Annotated in this window: 15 protein-coding genes; 3 read left to right on the forward strand and 12 right to left on the reverse strand. The window is 68.7% G+C overall.

Annotation, left to right across the window (positions count from 1 at the left end; all coding sequences use genetic code 11):
• Nucleotides 1-12: 12 nt before the first annotated feature.
• From VXD91_RS30600 to VXD91_RS30630, 7 genes are all read right to left on the reverse strand, one after another.
• The gene (locus VXD91_RS30600) at nucleotides 13-342 is read right to left on the reverse strand and encodes a heavy metal-associated domain-containing protein (RefSeq protein WP_346417133.1); all 330 of its coding nucleotides are present in this window, start codon (nucleotides 340-342) and stop codon (nucleotides 13-15) included.
• Complete coding sequence (locus tag VXD91_RS30605; RefSeq protein WP_346417134.1) at nucleotides 339-4,454, reverse strand: AMP-binding protein; 4,116 nt, start codon at nucleotides 4,452-4,454, stop codon at nucleotides 339-341. Before VXD91_RS30605 ends, VXD91_RS30600 begins: the two co-directional genes overlap by 4 nt.
• Complete coding sequence (locus VXD91_RS30610) at nucleotides 4,441-4,686, reverse strand: acyl carrier protein (protein ID WP_346417135.1); 246 nt, start codon at nucleotides 4,684-4,686, stop codon at nucleotides 4,441-4,443. The genes VXD91_RS30605 and VXD91_RS30610 overlap by 14 nt, the downstream gene beginning before the upstream one ends.
• Nucleotides 4,679-6,184: a fatty acid--CoA ligase FadD10 gene (fadD10, locus tag VXD91_RS30615; protein WP_346417136.1), complete on the reverse strand. Its 1,506-nt coding sequence runs from the start codon at nucleotides 6,182-6,184 to the stop codon at nucleotides 4,679-4,681. Before fadD10 ends, VXD91_RS30610 begins: the two co-directional genes overlap by 8 nt.
• The gene (locus tag VXD91_RS30620; RefSeq protein ID WP_226519610.1) at nucleotides 6,181-6,726 is read right to left on the reverse strand and encodes an FcoT family thioesterase; all 546 of its coding nucleotides are present in this window, start codon (nucleotides 6,724-6,726) and stop codon (nucleotides 6,181-6,183) included. The genes fadD10 and VXD91_RS30620 overlap by 4 nt, the downstream gene beginning before the upstream one ends.
• Entirely contained in the window at nucleotides 6,723-7,592 is an 870-nt protein-coding gene (locus tag VXD91_RS30625; RefSeq protein ID WP_226519611.1) for a TauD/TfdA family dioxygenase, read from the reverse strand. The genes VXD91_RS30620 and VXD91_RS30625 overlap by 4 nt, the downstream gene beginning before the upstream one ends.
• A 147-nt stretch (nucleotides 7,593-7,739) precedes the next feature.
• The gene (locus tag VXD91_RS30630) at nucleotides 7,740-9,197 is read right to left on the reverse strand and encodes a PPE domain-containing protein (RefSeq protein WP_346417137.1); all 1,458 of its coding nucleotides are present in this window, start codon (nucleotides 9,195-9,197) and stop codon (nucleotides 7,740-7,742) included.
• Nucleotides 9,198-9,431: 234 nt separating this feature from the next.
• On the opposite strand from VXD91_RS30630, the gene VXD91_RS30635 reads away from it, so the two are divergent.
• The gene (locus tag VXD91_RS30635) at nucleotides 9,432-10,241 is read left to right on the forward strand and encodes a class I SAM-dependent methyltransferase (protein WP_346417138.1); all 810 of its coding nucleotides are present in this window, start codon (nucleotides 9,432-9,434) and stop codon (nucleotides 10,239-10,241) included.
• Here VXD91_RS30635 and VXD91_RS30640 read toward each other — a convergent pair.
• Genes VXD91_RS30640 through VXD91_RS30650 form a run of 3 tightly spaced genes read right to left on the reverse strand, consistent with a single transcriptional unit; the run spans nucleotide 10,234 to nucleotide 14,437 of the window.
• Nucleotides 10,234-11,217: an o-succinylbenzoate synthase gene (locus VXD91_RS30640; protein ID WP_346417139.1), complete on the reverse strand. Its 984-nt coding sequence runs from the start codon at nucleotides 11,215-11,217 to the stop codon at nucleotides 10,234-10,236. The genes VXD91_RS30635 and VXD91_RS30640 overlap by 8 nt on opposite strands.
• Before the next feature lie 14 nt (nucleotides 11,218-11,231).
• Entirely contained in the window at nucleotides 11,232-12,797 is a 1,566-nt protein-coding gene (locus VXD91_RS30645; protein WP_346417140.1) for a long-chain-fatty-acid--CoA ligase, read from the reverse strand.
• A gap of 29 nt (nucleotides 12,798-12,826) precedes the next feature.
• Nucleotides 12,827-14,437, reverse strand: coding sequence for an amidohydrolase (locus VXD91_RS30650; protein WP_346417141.1), 1,611 nt, complete (start codon nucleotides 14,435-14,437; stop codon nucleotides 12,827-12,829).
• A gap of 60 nt (nucleotides 14,438-14,497) precedes the next feature.
• Between VXD91_RS30650 and fadD8 the strand changes: the two genes are divergently transcribed.
• Entirely contained in the window at nucleotides 14,498-16,099 is a 1,602-nt protein-coding gene (gene fadD8, locus VXD91_RS30655; protein ID WP_346417142.1) for a fatty-acid--CoA ligase FadD8, read from the forward strand.
• 54 nt (nucleotides 16,100-16,153) lie between these two features.
• On the opposite strand, the gene VXD91_RS30660 is transcribed toward fadD8, so the two are convergent.
• Nucleotides 16,154-16,840 carry an FCD domain-containing protein gene (locus tag VXD91_RS30660; protein ID WP_346417143.1) on the reverse strand — a complete coding sequence of 229 codons (687 nt, stop codon included), beginning with the start codon at nucleotides 16,838-16,840 and terminating at the stop codon, nucleotides 16,154-16,156.
• Nucleotides 16,841-16,887: 47 nt separating this feature from the next.
• Between VXD91_RS30660 and VXD91_RS30665 the strand changes: the two genes are divergently transcribed.
• Nucleotides 16,888-18,156: an MFS transporter gene (locus VXD91_RS30665; protein WP_346417144.1), complete on the forward strand. Its 1,269-nt coding sequence runs from the start codon at nucleotides 16,888-16,890 to the stop codon at nucleotides 18,154-18,156.
• Here the strand turns inward: VXD91_RS30665 and VXD91_RS30670 are convergent.
• A complete protein-coding gene (locus VXD91_RS30670) occupies nucleotides 18,153-18,779 on the reverse strand; it encodes a hypothetical protein (RefSeq protein WP_346417145.1) in 627 nt (208 codons plus the stop codon). The genes VXD91_RS30665 and VXD91_RS30670 overlap by 4 nt on opposite strands.
• Between the last annotated feature and the right edge of the window lie 121 nt (nucleotides 18,780-18,900).

The raw sequence follows: 18,900 nt of genomic DNA on the forward strand, positions 1-18,900 counted from the left end.
AGGACATGTCGGTCAGTGCCCGCGGCCGAGCAGGCCGCCGACGAACCGCTGCAGTGGGCCGCGCGCCGCGCTGTCCACCACGGGCGCCTCGGCGCGCGGCGCGGCGCCGTAGCCCACTGCCGCCACGGCCTCGCACAGTTCGGCCGGGTTGACGTCACCGTCGGTCTCGACGGTGGCGGTCTTGGCGGCGAAACTGACCGACGCGTGCACCCCGTCGATCTTGTTGAGCGCCTTCTGCACACGGCGGGCACACATCACGCACGACATTCCGGTGATGTCGAGATAGCTCACGCCCACGCTCGGTGCCTCGTGCCGGGGTTCGGTCACATCCGTCAATGTCATTTCCTCACAATCTGATCAGCGCCGAAGACACCGCGAAGCGGCTCAGGCGCACTGGTGCATTCCGCGACAGCCGTGAAATCGACGCCGACAGTGGGATATTCGGCCAGATAGTCGGCATACGTGCGGCCCCGCAATCTGGCGCCCAACCCGAGCCACCCATCGAGTACCGCCCACCGCTGCGGATTCCGGGCGGCCCACACGCTGCGATCCAACCGGCCCCTCCACTCCGCGAGCTCGATGGCCTCGAATCCGAGGCTGCTGAGAAACGCCGTGTAGGGCACCTTTTCGCCGCGCAGGACCGCCATGCCACGGCCCAGCGCGATCGCGGGTGACAGCCCGGGAAGCAGGCCGAGAATGCTCTGTGCGGCGGCCACCCCGGTGGTGACCTCTTCGGTGACCGGCACCACCGGGCACACCCCCAACGCGGTGCACGCATCGACCATCGCGACCAGGATGTCCGACGACCGCGCGCGCTGGTGGGCGTCGCCCAGCACCCGGGGCAGCCGCACCACCGAGAAGTCCAGGCCACCCGCGGCGCGGGACACGACGATCTCCGCCAAAGACTTCGACGCGGCGTAGGGGTACGGCGCGTGGCGGGGGTCGGTGACGCGGGGCGCCGCCACGTCGGCGTTCACCACGAAGGTCGACAGCTGCACCAGCCCGGCCCCGCGCCGCGCACACGCATCCGCGACCGACGCCAGCGCCGAAACGTTGGCCGCCCGGAGCCGGCGGTAGGGCACCAACACATTCGTGTTACCGATGCAGTTCACGACGGTGCGGGCGCCGTCGAGAAGGTCGCCCAGCTCCGCGGCGGTGGGGTCGGCAGGTATCCGCACGATGTCGACGCCGTCGGCCGAGTGCAGGCCGGACCACGGGTCATGTTCGGGCAGGGGCGATCTGGCGGCGAACACGACGTCGGGACAGTCGAGGCCGGCATGCTTGCGGTCGAGGATCGCCTGCGCGAAGCCGGTGCCCAGAATGCCCGAGGCACCCAGGATCACGACGGTCTGTGCACTGCGCCCGCGGGTGGCCCGTGCAAAGACCGGTCCCGGCTGCCCCACCGCCGCCAGGTCATCGGCGATTTGGGCCGCGGTCTCGTCGTCCATCCAGGTGTCGACGTCGGGCCGGCGGTCGACGATGCCGGCGGCGGAGTCGGCGCCGATCAGATCGAGAATGGACAGCTGCCAGTCGAGGAACCGTCGCGTCTCCGGCAGGATGCGAATCAGGTCCAGTGAACCGATGCCCTCGGCCAACAGCGATGCGCTGGGCCCGATGGGACGTTCCAGCAGCCGGCTCCAAAGTTCGGCAAGCGCGACGGCGCGTGGATCCTGATCGGCGTCGTCGCACGGAGCCTCGATGTCCGCAGCCAGTTTCGCGCGGTCGACTTTTCCGTTGGGCTGTCGTGGGATGCCCGGGACGCCGAAGACGGAGAACGCCGGTGCCCCTTGGTCTCTCGCCAGGCGCCGAATCCTGGCGCGGGCAGCCGGATCGTCGTTCCCGGTGCGGGTCTGTGGGGTTTGGAACCAGATACCCAGGCCATTGCCCGCCAGTTCGACTGCCACGTCGGATATCTCGGGGGCCGCCGCCAACCGGCGCAGTAGCGCGGCGGTGTCGAACCGCTTGCCGGCGATCTTGACCACGGCGTCCCGGCGCCCGGCCAGCACGGGATGACCCGCGCCGTCTGGCGTCACACGGTCGCCCGTGGCGAACACCCGCTGCCGGGAGCCGTCCGGCGCATGCACGATGCCGAAGTTCGCGCTGTCGAGCCCGAGGTAACCGGCCGACACCAGTTCCCCGACGACAACGATCTCGCCGAATGCGACGAACACCGAGCCGGGTACCAGCGGGTGCCCCAGCCGCGCCCTGGTCTGCGCGGGTTCATCGGCACCGATCGGCAAGTGCGTGACGACCACCGTCGTCTCGGTCGGGCCGTACGTCGAGACCAGGGAGATACCTTGGCCCGCAGCCGAATTCAGCCATTTGTCGACAGCGGAAGGACGGACGGCCTCCCCGCCGATGATCACCTGACGCAGCGCCGAGCCACCCAGTGCCGCCAACGCCTCGTCGTCCTCACAGAGGAGATGCCAGACCGCGGTGGGCAGGTCGAGCACGGTTGCGATGTGCGCCGCGACATCGCGCGTCAACGCGGGTACGTCACCGGCGCGCATCGCCGCGGACCGCACCACGCGTGCGCCACCCGACAGGGTGCCGAAAATCTCCTCGACGCTGATGTCCGACGTCAGCGGGGCGCACTGCAGGATGGTGTCCGCCGGCCCCCAGCCGTAGGACTCGCGCGCCGCGGCACAGAAGATCGCCAGCGAACCGTGCGTCACGGGAACGAGTTTGGGATTCCCCGTCGAGCCGGACGTCGGCATCACGTACGCGAGACGGGTGCCCAGCAGGTGGTCCCGGCCGACCTGGCCGATACGTTCGTCGACGAGTTGTCTTGTCGCGCCGTCCAACTCTGCACGAGGGCCGGCAAGCTCGACCGCGTGTGCACCGGTGGCGCACTGCCCGGCGATGGCCTCGACGCGTGCAGCCACGTCGGCGGGTGTCGCGCAGACGCTGTAACCGCAGCCTGCCAGGTGGCATGCGATCAGCAGCTCGACCGCACGCTGGGAGTCGTCGTCGACGAAGACCAGTACGTCGCCGGGATCGACACCGCGGCGGATGATCTCGGCGATCCACTGATCGACGCCGGGCCCGCGGCACTGGCCGAGATCGACGTCCAGGAACCAGGCGCTCGCACCGGCCGGCGGTTGCACCGGTATCCCGGTACCGGTTTCGAACCGGCCGTCGGCGGCGAGCCCGGACCACTCGCCGACGGTCAACGCGATCGGCAGCTCCCAGTGCGCGTCCATCGCTCGCAGTGCCGCGACGATGCGGTCGACGACGCCGGCTGGGCCGGCACCCTCGGGTTGATCGTGCCGGGTCCAGATGGCGAAGTCGATGGTGCGCCGCAATTCATCGTGGACGCAAGCCACGGTCAGCCCTTCCACCGGACCGATATCGGTGACCACCGGGGGTTCGGACAGGTACGGGCTCAGCTCCGCAGCGGCCCGGCCGCGCATGTAGTTGACCGTCAGTGCTTCGACGGACGCGCTGCGGGTGATCGCCAGATGCATACGGCGGTACCGCTCTTCGCGGAACCACCGGCGCCGCAGCGCTTTGACGTAGCCCCTGTCGATCACGGTCACCACGTCCCGGACCGCGGCGAAGGGCGCGAACCGAACCGGGTGCGCGACCGAATTCACCAGGCAGGTGGCAACATTCAACTCCGGCGCACCGAAACGGTTGTCCACCGGATGCACCAGGAGAGCGTCGGTGTTCTGGTGCAGGCTCGCGTGCACCGCCGTCGCCGCGGCGGCGACCAGAATGTTCAGCGGAACCTGCCGGGTCTCGGCGAGCGCAACGATCTCGTCATAGGCCCGGCCGGCGACTCGACGCGATTCCCGCAGCACGCCGCGGCCGGCGGTGCCGAGCGCCGCATCGGTGGCCCCCGGCATCGAATTGCCGCGCTGCGCTTCGTCGGTCAGTTCCCGACGCACCGCGGCGACGTGCCGTTCGGTCGATTCCGCCACTTTCGCGTGCTCACTGCGGTGTGCCGCCGCGACCAGCGCCAAACCCGCTGCGGCGCCGGCCTTCTGCTCGGCTCCGTCCAGATGCCGGGCCAGGTCGGCTTCGATGATCGCGGTCGATGCACCGTCGAGCAGGATGTGGTGGCTCTGCGCGTCCATGCCCACCACCCGGCCGTCGGCATCGGTGTGCACGACATAGCGCACCAGTGGGGTACCGAATATGCCGCCGGTCCACAGCTCCGGCAGAGTCCGGGTTGACCCGGGCTGCACGCAGGCGATGTCGTCGAACCGCAGCCGGGCCACCAGGTCCGGATAGCCGTCGCCGGTCATCGGCGGCTCCAGCACGCACAGCTGAATCGGGTTGTCCAGCACCATTGCTTCCAGCGCCGACAAGAACGCCGCCGGCGCCAGCGGCCGGAACCGGTAACTCTTGCCGATCCGGTACAGCGCGGGATCAGGGTCCTGCAGCACACCGTGATAGATGTTCTGCTGCGAGATGCTCAACGGAATCCGGCCGTCGTCAGACGCCGCCACGGACGCCCTCCAGCTCCCGCACCCAGCCGGCGATCGTCAGCTCCTGTGCCAGACGCTTCAGCAGCTCCGATTCCCTGTCCACGCCGAGGCGTTTCATCAGCAGGACGAACCGCACCGAGTCCAACCCGAGTTCGCGCAGATCGGTGGCGTCACCGTCGAACAGATCGGATTCGTCGATGTAGAGCACGTCGGCGACGGTGGCCAGGAGACGTTCGCGGATCCCGTCAGCCATGAACCGCCGCTGCCAGTGCGGCGCGAATGACCTTGCCGGACTGCGTCCTCGGTATCTCGGTCACCAGCGTGATGGTCGACGGTCTGGCCATCGACTCCGATTCCGCCCGATAGCGCGCCGCGATGGCCTGCTTGAGCTTGCGGGCCTGATCTTCGTCGAGTTCGCCGGACGGGATCACCGCCAGACCGATCAGCGCCCCGAATTCTGCATCGGGGATCTCGAAGCAGGCCGCCGCCCCGACGCCGGGGACGCTCTCGGCGATGCGGTCCACCTCGTCGGGTGCGACATTCACGCCGCCGGAGATGATCATCTCCGCGGACCGGCCCTTGATGTAGAAGTACCCGTCCGCGCCGCGCTCGAAGATGTCGCCGGTGTTCACCCAGCCGTCGACCAGGACTTCACCGGTGCGCTGGGGATTGTTCCAGTACCCCAACATGTTTGCCGGTGACTTGATCCACAACGTGCCCGAGTCAGGGCTGTCACCACTGGTCAGGCGGACCTCGACCCCGGGGTAGGGCCGACCCACGGCGCCGGCCTCGATCCGGGTGATCGAGCCCTCGGACGTCGGCAGACACAATGCGGTACAGCCTGTTTCGCTCAGACCGAAGACCTGCGCCGTGTGCACGCCGGCCGCTTCGACGAATTGCACGTCGGCCGCGATGGCTCGCGAGCCTCCGTAGCCGATCATCCGCAGCGGCGGCAGCGCGGCGCCCGCCTTGACCTCCGAGACCAGTCGCGTCAGCAGCGTGGGCACCAAACAGGTCGAGGCGATCTGGTTGTCGGTGAGAATCTCCGCCAGTGACGTGGAATTCTCACCGCCGGTGACACATTCGCTGCCGTGCATCAGGCAGTTCAGGATCCACCACAGGCCGCCGATGTGGCCGGCCGGCAGCGGTGAGTACGTGGCTTCGCCCACCACCCAACTGATCCAGGCGAGGTTCTCGCACGCCAGGATGTCGGCCACCGCGAAGAACGTGCGGTTGGCCAGTAGTACGGCTTTCGGCTCACCGGTGGTGCCGCTGGTGAAGATCATCGCCAGCGGATCGTCGGCACCCAGTTCCGCTGGCGCGACGCCGGGAGCGGCGTTGCTGTGCTCCGCGCCGTCGGCGACGTCGACGACGATCACCGGGATCGCGCCGAGAGCGCTCGGCAGTGCCGTCGGGTCAGCGCCGGGAGTCAGGAGAACCGCACTGGGGCTGGTGATCTCACCGAAGCGCGCGACCGTCGCGGTCGGGACGCCGCGGTCCACCAGCACCGCGATGGCACCGAGGTGCGCACACGCCAGCACCGCGACATAGGTCTCGGGACCATTGTCGGACATCACGAATACCCGGCCACCGCGAGCGACCCCGTGCTTGTGCAACTCGGCGGCCAGCCGATTCACCACCGCGGAGAGCCGGCCATAGGTGATAGCGCTGGTCCCGTCGCAGCGCCGCAACGCGATTGCCTGCGGGTGCTGCTGCGCTTGCGCGAGGACCCGGCCCAGTACGGTGCTCACGGGATGTTGAGGATCGCGAGTTCGAACTCGCCGGACGCGGATCCGCCGTCGTCGTCGTGGAACTCGATGGCGCACGGCACTTTCAGGTACCGCCAGGACCGCTCGACGACCTCGATGCCTTCGCATGTCAGCCGGGCGGAGAACTTGCGCGCATCGATCTGCCGTTTGTAGCGCGACGCGGTGGACCGGATCAGCATGCTGGCCAACTGATTCTCGAAATAGTCATCGAGCGTCCAGCCCCGGAAACCGTCGATCTCGCCGTGGCGGACCGCCGGCGCGAACGCCGAGTAGGCGAGCTGGTTGAAGCACAGCACCAGTTCGACGGCATTGAAATGCCCGGTGCTGCGGATGTACACCGACTCCGGAATGCTGAAATTTCCCGTCGCGAACATCGAATCGCCACTGGCCCGGTATGTCGCGTCCGTGAGATAGCGGCAGCCCTTGTACGAGTACGGTTCCAGCACCCGGGCCAGCAGGTCCTCCGGAATCTGCTCGGTGTCAACCCATTCGGCGACGGGTGCGGTCAGTTCGGTGGCGCTCATGCCGCATACCCCGGCGTCGCCAGGCCATCGAGCATGGTCAGCCGATACGTCGTCAGCGTCCCCGTCGCGGTGCCGTGTTTGGCCCGGTGAATCAGCGCCCGGTTGTCCCACAGGATGATGTCGCCGACCTCGTAGTGCTGCGTATGGATGAACGGCGATGCGAAGTCGGCATCGAGCTGGCCGGTGGCGGTGAGGAGTTCATGCAGCACCGACGGGTCCAGCACCTCGCCATCACCGTCTTCGATCTTGCTGGTGCCGGTGGAGCAGATGTAGAGGATCTCCTGGCCGGTGTGCGGGTGCCGGATCACCGTGGGCCACTTGATCGGCGGCGTGGCGCGGTTGATCTCGTCCCACACCTCGCCGATCGGCTTATAGACATCGCTGGGTCGAATCTTGATGTGCCGCCGCGGATCATGTGTGCTGAAGGTGCCCCGCACCGGATCCTGCTGTGCCGGCGGCAGGGATTCCCAGACCTTGTTGAGGTCGATGAAGTACGTGCCACGGTCGGCGCCCGGGACCGTCAGCGGCATCACCATGGAGAACGCGAACGGTTCGGGCATGAACATGTAGTCGATGTGCCAGAACGCACCCGTGCGCGGCACGCCCTGCCCCTCCTCGGTGGATGAGACGAAGATCTCCGGGTGCTCGTTGTGGTGGTACACGGGCTCGTAGTACGTGACGATCTCACCGAGGATGCGGCCGAGCTCGATGAACTGCGCGGCCGACGGCTTGACCCCCTTGAGGACGACAAGCTTGTTCTCGTAGACGATTTCGCGGAGCTCGTCGGTCGAGATGTTGCCCAGATTGTTCGGATCGATACCGACGACCTGCGCTCCGAGCCCTCGTCCCTGCACATTGAGCGTCATCGACGCGCCTCCCCAAGTTTGCTGCACCACGCCGGTGTGGCATCGAAATTCATTGCCCCACAACGTAGAAAGTCGTTCAGTTGTTGTCTTCAATTGATGTAGTCGTCGGGGCCTCGAGAAAAGTTCCGCGCCCCTTCGCAATTCGTGCTATTGCTGGTCGCGTCCGGGATCCACGCCGGAAAGCCAGGTGGCCGGAAGCAATGGCACCGACGGGCTCGCCCCCGCCGGCATCCGCTGCACCATGCCGTTCGGTGCGGTGCTCACCGTGGTCACCGCACCGGTGAACCCGACCGGGCCCGCGCCGCGCGCGCCGGCCGTGACGGCGGGTGCGCTCGGCGAATCATCGCCGGCGCCAGTCAGATCGGCCTTCACCTCGGGCAGCTCATCGCGGTAGCCGCGGGCTCCGCGCCGGGCCCGACTCACGCGTTTGGCCCGGTTACGGGCAGCGGCCGCCGCTCGCACGGTCGCCGCAACACCGAGCACGTCGGTGGTGATGTCAGGCGCCTCGCTGCCGGGTTCCGGCCCCGGTCCCGACCCCTGCCGCGGCAGGCCAGGCACGGCGTAGACCAGGTTGGGAGTGGGCGCGGCGCCGCCGGCGCCGGGAGTGGTCGGCGCCGGCGCGGACGGGCCGGAGGCCTGCGGCACACCGACCTGAAGTCCGGGGACCACCGGCACGCCCTGGGCGCGCGGCGCGGCCGCCGCAGGCTGGATCACGGCGGGTTCGGCAGGCACCGGCGCCGCGTCCATGGTAGGCAGCACAGGCGATTTCACCAGCGCCAGCGCTGCGAGCGCGCTGAGTGCGGGCGCGAAGAACGGGGCCAGCAGCAACCCATAGGAGGCGTAGTACGGGTACCAGAGCATGTCGTAGAGCGTCAGCGCCACCAGGGCCAGCACCGCGGACGTGGCGGGGTTGAAGCCCAGCTGCTCGAAGAAGCGCGTGAAGTTCTCGAGCATCTGGTCGATCTGGCCCGGCGTGCCGAGCTGCGAGAGGAACTGCCAGAGATCGCTCAGCGGTTGGCTCGGCGCGGTGGGCGCGTTCGACAGCGGCTGCCGGGCCTCACCGCTGGGCTCGACGATGGCCGGCGCCGGCTGCGCGGGCGGTACCGCCGCCGTGGCTGCCTCGGCGACCGCTTGGTAGACGATCATGGTGTCGGCCGCCTGGATCCACATGCGCGCGTAGTCGGCCTCGTTGACCGCGATGGGAATCGTGTTGATACCGAAGAAGTTTGTCGCCACCAGTGCGGCGTTCGTCACATGGTTGGCGGCCAGCTCCACGAGAGTCGGCATGGTCGCGACGGCGGTGCCGTAGGCGCCGGCCACCGTTTCGTGCTGCGCCGCCGTGACCGCCGCCGCCAGGGCAGACTCCTCCAACCAGGCCAGGTAGGGCACGTGCGCGGCGACGTACTGGACCGCGCTGAGCCCCTCCCAACTGCTCCCCTGCACGTCGGCCAGGATCGCCGCCAGCTCGGTGGCCGCCTGGCCGTATTGCAGGCTCAGCTGTTGCCACTGCGCGGCGGCGGCCAACAACGAACCCGGCCCCGGCCCGGCCGTCAGCAACGCCGAATGCACCTCAGGTGGCATCGCCATCCAGATCGGCACAGTCACGTCGCGGTCTCCTCGCACGGCACAGCAGGCCGTGCACCGTCGTGGCACGACCGCTCTGGATACCCCCACGGCACCCGTACCTCTAGCTAGTCGGCGGACGCATCGAGAAAGTTCCCGGCCCGGTGGCCCGGGCGAAATCGCCTATGCGACAGCCGGTTATCGCGGTACTGCGCGACGGGTGATTATCGCGACCGGTTTTGACAGCCACCCGATCGGTGGACGTACGGTGGCGCCATGCCAGTCATCGACGCCCGCCATCTCGACGGCGTATCCGAAACCGCGCTCCTCACGTTGCACCAACGCGCCACCGAGGCCGCCCGCCCCGACGGCATCATCGACGACCCGATGGCGATCGCGCTGCGCGACCGCCTCGATTACGACTACCAGGATTTCGGCCGCACGCATCAGGCCACCGCACTGCGGGCCCTGGTGTTCGACGAGGTCACCCGCGACTACCTGGCCGGTCACCCCCGTGCGACCGTCGTAGCGCTGGCGGAGGGGCTGCAGACCAGCTTCTGGCGTGTGGACAACGGCGAAATATCTTGGTTGTCGGTGGATTTGGCGCCGATCATCGAGCTCCGGCAGCAGCTGCTCCCCACGTCTGATCGGCTCAGGTACTGCGCGCAGTCCGCGCTGGACCATTCCTGGATGGACGCCGTCGACGACTCCGACGGCGTGGTGATCACCGCCGAAGGCCTGTTCCAGTATCTGACGGCGGATGTGGTGTTCGACCTCATCGCCGCGTGCGCCGCACGGTTTCCCAAGGGGCAGTTGGTCTTTGACAGTGTGCCGCGGTTGCTGAGCGCGTATTCGCAGCGCCGTGGCTTCCGGCTCAGCGAGCACTACACCGTGCCCCCGATGCCGTTCTGGTTCACCGCCGATCAGTACCCGCGGTTGCGATCCATCCCGGGTATCCGTGCGGTGCGCGAACTGCGCTATCCCGCCGGCCGCGGCAAGCTCGTGCCATGGGTCACCCGGCAGTCCTACCGTCTGTCCGCGTTGGCCCGCTTCCGCGCACCGGTCACGCTCGTCGAATTCAGTTGACGGACAGGGTCTCCAGCAGCGGATAGCACTCGCGGACGCGTTCGATCCACCAGTCCCGACGCGCGGGCGCGGCCGCCAGGCCGGCCAACCGCGCCGGGTCCGGCGCCACCGGCCCGACGGGCAGGAACCCGTCGACCGAACGCGCCACGTCCGCAACGTCTTCCACGAACAAGCCGCCCGTACCCAGCCCACAGGCGTGCTGCAGCGTCGGCAGACACCCGGCGGCCAGGAGCCCGCGCGTCATCCCGACCGCGGAATCCAGCGCGCTCGACACCACGATCGGGATGTCGATCTGACGGGCCACGTCCAACAACCGGGACACCCCGCCCAGCGGCGCGACCTTGACCACCGCGACGTCGGCCGCGCGCTCGCGGACGACACGCAGCGGGTCGGAGGCCTTGCGGATGGACTCGTCGGCCGCCACCGGCACATCGATCATGCGCCGCAGTTGGGCCAGTTCCGGCACCGTCGCGCACGGCTGCTCCAGGTATTCGAGCGGACCAGAGGCGGTCAGGGCCCGCGCCGCGGCCGTCGCTTCCGCGACGGTCCAGCCCCCGTTGGCATCGACCCGAACCACCGGCACCAGGGCCCGGACGGCCTCGACGCGGGCCACGTCGTCGGCCAGCGCCTGGCCCGGTTCGGCCACCTTGACCTTGGCGGTGCGGGCCCCCGGGAACCGGGCCAGGACCTCGGGCACCCGCGCCGCCTCGACGGCGGGCACCGTGGCGTTGACCGGGATGCGGTCGCGCACCGGCGCGGGCGACGGCCGGTACGCCGCCTCGATGCCGGACGCCAGCCAGTGCGCGGCTTCAGGCGGCTGATACTCGACGAACGCGCCGAATTCACCCCAGCCGCAAGGCCCTTCGATCAGTGCGACTTCACGCACGTCGATGCCGCGGAACCGGACCCGCATGGGCAGCGAGACGACGTACAGGCGATCGATCAGTTCGTCGAGCGCAGGCAGAGCGGGTGACACCCCTCTATCGTGCCTCACACGGTGGCGCGGTCCCGCCCCTCCCAGTACGGCTTGCGGAGTTCCTTCTTGAGGATCTTGCCCGTGGGGTTGCGGGGCATGTCGTCGACGAAGTCGATGGTCTTCGGACACTTGTAGGCGGCGAGGCGTTCGCGGGCGAACGCGATGAGGTCGGCGTCCGACACCTCTCCCTCAAGCGTCACAACGGCTTTCACCGATTCACCCCACTTCTCGTCGGGCACACCGATGATCGCGACCTCGGACACCGCCGGGTGTTCGGCGAGCACCCGCTCCACCTCGATGGAGTAGATGTTCTCGCCGCCGGAGATGATCATGTCCTTGAGCCGGTCCTCGACGAAGATGTAGCCGTCGGCGTCGACGCGGCCGATGTCCCCGGTGCGGAACCAGCCGTCGGGCGTGATGGCCTCGGCCGTGGCGTCGGGCCGGTTCAGGTACTCCTTCATCAATGTCGGTGTGCGGAACCACAATTCACCCTGTTCGCCGGCCGGCGCGTCCTCGAGGGTTTCGGGGTTGACGACCCGCACCTCGGCTTCCGGTATCAGCACGCCGGCGCTGACGAGCCGCTCCTCGTTGTCGGCGCGGTGGTCCTCGGGCATCAGCCGGCTGACGACGCCGCAGACCTCTGTCAGGCCGTACACCTGGATGAACTCGGTCTCGGGCCACGCCGCCAGGGCCTGGCGCAGCAGCGGCAACGGCATCGGCGAAGCGCCGTAGGCGTAGGTCTTCAGCGCGCTGAACAACTTCACCGCGTCCGGCCCGGACTCGAGCACCTTGGCAAGCACGGCCGGCACGAGGAACGTACGGTTCGCGCCGGCCAGGATGCCGCCGGCGAGCGACGCCCCATCGGCGTCGCGCGTCATGTAGCTCGGCACCCCGTTGTGCAGCCCGTACTGCATGTACGACGAACCGCCGACGTGGAACAGCGGCATCGCCACGAGGTTCTTGTCGTCCGGCGTGCTCTCCCAGCTCTCGAAGGCGTTGATGGTGTGGGCGATCATGTTGGCCTGCGTGAGCGCGACGCCCTTCGGCCGGCCCGTCGTGCCCGAGGAGTACATGATGATGGCCACGTCATCGGGCTGGACGTCGGGCGCGCGGTCCACCGGCGTCGCGCCGGCCAGCAGCGCCTCGTACTCGTCGCCGTCTCCGCCCTCGGGCGTCACGCTGACGATGTGCTCGACGGCCGTCAGCTTGTCGGCGATGGCGTCAACCGCCGGCCGGAGTTCGGCGCCGACGATGAGAACCTTTGCGCCGCAGTCGTTCAGCACGAAGTCGAGCTCGTCGGCGGCCAGCCGGAAGTTGATGATCGCGTTGGCGGCCCCCAGCGACGCCGCGGCCAGCGTCAGCTCGACGCATGCGGGGTGGTTCTTGTCCAGGAACGCCACGACGTCCCCGCGTTTGACGCCCCAGGCCGCCAGCGCACCGGCCAGCCGGCGGACCCGGTCGTTCCACTGCGACCACGTCCAGGTCCGGCCCAGATAGGTGATCGCCTCTTCGTCTGGCTTGGTCGCGGCCCAGTGGGCAACACGTTCATCGAGGAATCGGGGTGCCGACAGTTCAGTCATGTCCTGAGCCTGCCACGTCTGCCGCGCGCTCAGTCGGCTTTGGCGTGAACCTGTTGTCCTGCCAGGTAAGTCGCGAGCACCTCCAGGTCGGCGACGTCGTCCGGCGGCACCGTGCGCGGATCGGCGGACAGCACCACCAGATCTGCGTACTTGCCGACTTCCAGCGAACCGATGACGTCGTCGGAGAACAGCTGCCAGGCCGCGTCGATGGTCTGCGCCCGGATCGCCTGGTCGACGGTGAGCCGTTCCTGCGGCGCCAGCACGCGTCCACTGGGGGCGACCCGGGTGGCCGCGACGCTGATGTTGCGTAGCGGCTCCTCGGGCGTCACGGGCGGGTCGTTGTGCAACGAGATCCGCATGCCGGTCGCGACCGCCGACCCGGCCGGCATCCACACGTCGCCCTTTTCCGGGCCGAACAGCCCGTCGACGATGACGTCGCCCCAGTAATGGATCTGGTCGACGAACACGCTGCACGTGACGCCGAGATCGTGCGCCCGCTGCAGCTGCTCCGGCGTGATGGCGCCGACGTGCTCGAGCCGCAGGCGGTGGTCGTCGCGCGGCCAGCGCTGCAGCGCTTCCTCATAGACGTCCAGGATGGTGTCGACGCCGTGGTCGCCGTGCACGTGACAGGCCATCTGCCAGCCCTGCGGGAAGAAGGTGTGGACGATCTCGGCGAGTTGCTCGCGGGTGTAGTTGGCGTGGCCGCACGACCCGGGCACCACACCGATGGTGCGTGTGGCCTCGGTGTCCAGGTACGGGAAGGTGAGGTCGATGTTGCCGACCCACGGGGACCCGTCGACCCAGATCTTGATGCCGGCCTGCCGGACCATGTCGTCGCCGTTGTCGGGCGAGGCATCGGTGTGCAGCGCCGCGGTGGACATCTCGTAGGTGCGGAGGCGCACCGTGAGCTTGTCGCGCATCTGGTCCAGGACCGGCCGGAACATCGGGTCGAACGCCATCTCCGAACACGTCGTCAGGCCGGCCCGGTTCAGCCGGGCACATTCGGCAAGCAGCATCGCCGGATAGTCGGTGGGCGTCAGCACGCCCGTCACCAGCGGGAACACCGCACCCGTCTCGATGGCGGTGCCGTCGAGTTCGCCGTCGGCGTTACGGCCGTACTTTGCGCCGTGCGGGTCCGGGGTATCGCGGGTGAGGCCGGCGTTCGCCGCAGCAACGGAGTTGAAGTACGCCTTGTGGCCTGAGTTGTGCACGATGACCAGCGGGGTGTCGGGCGCCGCCTCGTTCAGCCAGGCGAGCGTCAGCTCCGGGAGTCCCTGCTGCAGCAGCGGGTCCCAGCCGTTGAGGTAGGCACCGTCGGCACCGCGCGCGGCGACCTCGGCGTGGATCGCGGCCATGACGTCCGCGGCGTCGGGCATCGTGACCGGCCGGATGTCGACCATGCGGCCGCCCAGGACCACGGCCTCCATCAGCGGGTGGCCGTGCGCCTCGACGAACCCGGGCAGTACGCAGCCGTCGACCTCGCGGACCTCGGTGTCGGCACCGACCCACTGCCGCACGTCGTCGCGCGAACCGATGGCGACGATCCGGCCGTCGGTGACGGCGAGCGCCTCGGCGGTGGGCCGGTCGGGGTCGACGGTCAGGATATTTCCGACGATGACGAGATCAGCTGGGCCGGCCATGAGGTGGATGCTAGCCCTGGGGCTTGACCTACGGACTAGAACACGTTCTAGTCTTAGGTTATGAGTGACGAGCTGCTGCGCCATCCCCTGCATTCCGGGCACTTGACCGTCGGCGCCCTCAAGCGCAACAAGGACAAGCCCGTCCTGTTCCTCGGCGACACCACCCTGACCGGCGGCCAGCTCGCCGACCGCATCAGCCAGTACATTCAGGCGTTCGAGGCGCTCGGCGCGGGTTCGGGCGCCAGCAGCGGCCTGCTGTCCCTCAACCGGCCCGAGGTGCTGATGATCATCGGCGCCAGCCAGACGCAGGGTTACCGGCGCACGGCACTACACCCTCTCGGCTCGCTGGACGATCACGCCTACGTCCTGAGCGACGCCGGTGTCACGACCCTGATCATCGACCCCACCGAGGCGTTCGTGGAACGGGCCATCGGTCTGCTCGAGAAGGTCCCGTCGCTCCAGCAGATCCTGACCATCGGCCCGGTGCCGGATGCGCTGATCGGATCGGCGATCGATCTGGCCGCCGAAGCCGCGAAGTACGAGCCGCAGCCGCTGAAGGCCGCCGACCTGGCGCCTGACCACGTCGGCGGGCTGACCTACACCGGCGGCACCACCGGCAAGCCCAAGGGCGTCATCGGCACGACGCAGTCCATCAGCACCATGACGACCATCCAGCTGGCCGAATGGGAGTGGCCCGAGCACCCGCGCTTCCTGATGTGCACTCCCCTGTCGCATGCCGGCGCCGCGTTCTTCACCCCGACCATCGTCAAGGGCGGCGAGCTGATAGTGCTCAAGAAGTTCGACCCCGCCGAAGTGCTGCGTGTCATCGAGGAACAGAAGATCACCGCGACCATGCTCGTGCCGTCGATGATCTACGCGCTGATGGACCACCCCGATTCGCACACGCGCGACCTGTCGTCGCTCGAGACCGTCTACTACGGCGCCTCGGCCATGAACCCGGTGCGCCTGGCCGAGGCCATCCGCCGGTTCGGCCCGATCTTCGCGCAGTACTACGGCCAGTCCGAGGCGCCCATGGTCATCACCTACCTGGCCAAGGGCGAGCACGACGAGAAGCGGCTGACGTCGTGCGGGCGGCCGACGCTGTTCGCGCGGACGGCGCTGCTGGATTCCGAGGGCAATCCGGTGCCTCAGGGCGAGGTCGGCGAGATCTGCGTGTCCGGACCGCTGCTGTCGGGCGGCTACTGGAACCTGCCCGAGGCCACCGCCGACACCTTCAAGGACGGCTGGATGCACACCGGCGACCTGGCCCGCGAGGACGAGGACGGCTTCTGGTTCATCGTCGACCGGACCAAGGACATGATCGTCACCGGCGGCTTCAACGTCTTCCCGCGTGAGGTCGAAGACGTTGTCGCCGAACATCCTTCGATCGCCCAGGTGTGTGTGGTCGGCACTCCCGACGAGAAGTGGGGCGAGGCGGTGACGGCCGTCGTCGTGCTGCGCCCCGACGCCGACCGGTCCGACGAGGCCGTCGCGAAGATGACCGCGGAGATTCAGGCCGCCGTCAAGGAACGCAAGGGCTCGGTGCAGTCGCCGAAGCAGGTCGTCATCGTCGACGCCGTGCCGGTGACGGCACTCGGCAAGCCCGACAAGAAGGCCGTCCGCGCGCAGTTCTGGGCCGGCTCGGAGCGCTCCGTGGGCTGAGGCCTTTCCGCGAGCAGACGCAAAACTGTCGTTTTCGGCCTGAAAACGACAGTTTTACGTCTGCTCGCGAGTGGATCGCAACCCGGCGAGCAGGCGGTCGAAGAGCACGGCTGCCGCGGCGGCCGCGCCGTCCGGGTCGGCTGCCACGATGCGGTCGAGCAACCGGTGATGGTCTTCGAACTCGGTCTCGACGGGCGTCTCGTTCATGATCGAGACGCTCGCGGTGATGACCTCGATCAGGCCGAGGTAGAGGTCGATCAACATCGCGTTGCCTGATGCCCGCACGACGGCGCAGTGGAATTCGGTGTCGGCGTGGACGAATTCGTCGTGATGCCCGGCGCGCTGTTCGTCGTCGCGGCCGTCCAGCAGCCGGCGCAGGGTGACGATGTCGTCGTCGGTCCGGTTGGTGGCGGCGAGGCGCGCGCCCTCCACTTCCAGTCCGCGGCGTACCTGCAGCACGTCACGCAGCTCGTCGCTGCAGAGCCGGCGCAGCGCGCCGGACACCTCACTGGTGGCGCGGACGTACGTGCCGTCGCCCTGCCGCACCTCGAACAGCCCGGCATGTGCCAGTGCCCGCACGGCCTCGCGCACGGTGTTGCGGCCGACCCCGAGGGCTTCGACGAGATCGGTCTCGTTCGGGATGCGGTGCCCGACGGGCCATTCCCCGTCTGCGACCGAACTCCGGAGCTGTTCGATGACCTGCTCGACCAAGCCGGCCCGGCGGGCTGTGTTCAGCGCCACGCAATCATCCTTTCAACCAATCATAGGATGTATGGCATCCTAGCAGGATGAGTGCTGCCGTGAACGGAACCCCACACGCCCGTTACGAAGATGAATTGGCACTCGAGCTCGACGGCGCCATCGAGATCACCGACATCCCGGCGAGCCCGAACACGCGCCTCGCCAGCGGCATCCTGCTGGCTCTCGCCGTCGTCGTCACCGCGCTGAACCTGCGGCCGTCGGTCACCAGCGTCGCTCCCCTGCTCGGCGAGATGCGCACCGCGCTCGGGGTGTCATCGGTCTGGGCCGGCATCCTGACCACCCTGCCCGTGCTGTGCTTCTCGGCCGCCGGCGCCACCGCGCCATTGCTGTCCAAACGACTCGGCCTGGGCCGGACCGTCACGCTCGCACTGCTGGCGCTGGCCGTCGGGCTGATCGTGCGGCCGTACGGCGACGGCGGCCTCATGCTCGGCGCCACCCTGCTCGCCTCGTCGGGCATCGCGCTGGCGAACGTGCTGATCCCGGTGGTCATCAAGAGCTCGTTCCCCGCCCGCGTCGGCCTGATGACGGGCATCTACACCAGCGCGCTGCAGGCCGGCGGCGCGTTCGGTGCCGCGGTCACCCCGGCCGTCGAACAGAGCGTCGGCGGCTGGCGTCCGTCGCTGGCCATCTGGGCCGCCCTCGCGCTGGCCGCGCTGCTCCTGTGGGTCCCCGCGGCCCGGCGCCACCGCACCGACTGGGCCGCCACCGCGGCCCAGGCCACCAAGCGCCGCTCACTGTTGCGCAACCCGCTCGCGTGGACCGTGACGGTCTACATGGGCAGCCAGTCGTTCCTGGCCTACGTCATGATGGGTTGGCTCCCACAGATTTTCATCGACAACGGCATGGACAAGACCAGTGCCGGCGTGATGTCCGGGGTGATGTCCCTGATCGGCGTCCCGATCGCGCTGCTGATCTCGCCGCTGGCCGCCCGCACGACACACCAGAGCCTGTGGAACGTCGGCCTCGGTGTGCTGGGCGTGTCCGGCACCATCGGCCTGCTGATCGCGCCGATGGCGGCGCCGGTGCTGTGGAGCACGATGATCGGCATCGGGTTGAGCGCGTTCTCGCTGGCGCTGACCATCATCGCGCTGCGCGCCCGCAACGCCGAGGACACCGCACAGCTCTCGGGCATGGCGCAGGGCTTCGGCTACCTGTTCGCCAGCACCGGCCCGTTCCTGTTCGGGCTGCTGCACGACGTGTCCGGCGACTGGCACGTGCCGTTCGTGTTGTTCTTCACCGTCTACGCGGTGCAGTTGACGGCCGGCTGGTTCGCCGGACGCAACCGCTACGTCTAGTACTGCGGCGGATAACCCGGGTAGCCGACAGGAGCGGCGGGCGCCGCCTGCCCGCTCTTCCACCGGCACCACTGCTGCGTCGAATTCAGCGCGGCCAGCACGCCGGTGGCGAGCGCGAACACGATCGGCACCGCGGCGGACATCACCGACAGGCCTGCCATGCTCTGCATGCCCTCGTAGCTGCCGCCGAGCGTGCTGTCGAGCCGCTTGAGGATGGTGAGCGAGGCGAACAGCCCGATCACGTTCGCCAGCACCACGGCGGTGCAGCCGCCGATGACGACCCAGCGGCCCACCCCGCGCCCGAGCACCAGCAACACGCCACCGACGAGAAGGGCGATCGCCACGACCGTCTGCACGACGGCCATGCCGCTGCTCAGACCCATCAGGCTGGATTTGGTGTCACTCGCGTACGAACTGGTCAGCGCGCCGATCGTGGCGACCGCGTACCAGCTGGAGAACGCCTGGAATGCCGTCGACAGGGCGCCGAGAATGCTGAGCACCGCGGCGATGATCGCCGTCACGCCCGACGGTCCCGCCGGCCCGGGCGGTGTGGGCGCGCCGTAACCCGGGGGCTGGGGGTACTGCGGCTGGGGGTACTGCGGATAGGGCACGTTCGGCGGCATACCGGGTGCGCCGTACGGGTTGGGCCCATACGGTTGACCCGGTGGTTGACCGGGTCCGAACTGCCCAGGCCCGAATTGCCCGGGGGGCCACTGATTCGACATCGAAACCCCACTTTCAGCT

Source organism: Mycobacterium sp. SM3041 (genome assembly GCF_039668335.1).
GTDB lineage: Bacteria > Actinomycetota > Actinomycetes > Mycobacteriales > Mycobacteriaceae > Mycobacterium.

Coding starts and splice junctions, on each gene's coding strand:
- VXD91_RS30665 (WP_346417144.1), top strand. CDS start 16,888: ATGAGTGCTGCCGTGAACGGAACCCCACACGCCCGTTACGAAGATGAA.
- VXD91_RS30645 (WP_346417140.1), bottom strand. CDS start 12,797: ATGACTGAACTGTCGGCACCCCGATTCCTCGATGAACGTGTTGCCCAC.
- fadD8 (WP_346417142.1), top strand. CDS start 14,498: ATGAGTGACGAGCTGCTGCGCCATCCCCTGCATTCCGGGCACTTGACC.
- VXD91_RS30635 (WP_346417138.1), top strand. CDS start 9,432: ATGCCAGTCATCGACGCCCGCCATCTCGACGGCGTATCCGAAACCGCG.
- VXD91_RS30610 (WP_346417135.1), bottom strand. CDS start 4,686: ATGGCTGACGGGATCCGCGAACGTCTCCTGGCCACCGTCGCCGACGTG.
- VXD91_RS30670 (WP_346417145.1), bottom strand. CDS start 18,779: ATGCCGCCGAACGTGCCCTATCCGCAGTACCCCCAGCCGCAGTACCCC.
- VXD91_RS30600 (WP_346417133.1), bottom strand. CDS start 342: ATGACATTGACGGATGTGACCGAACCCCGGCACGAGGCACCGAGCGTG.
- VXD91_RS30620 (WP_226519610.1), bottom strand. CDS start 6,726: ATGAGCGCCACCGAACTGACCGCACCCGTCGCCGAATGGGTTGACACC.
- VXD91_RS30625 (WP_226519611.1), bottom strand. CDS start 7,592: ATGACGCTCAATGTGCAGGGACGAGGGCTCGGAGCGCAGGTCGTCGGT.
- VXD91_RS30650 (WP_346417141.1), bottom strand. CDS start 14,437: ATGGCCGGCCCAGCTGATCTCGTCATCGTCGGAAATATCCTGACCGTC.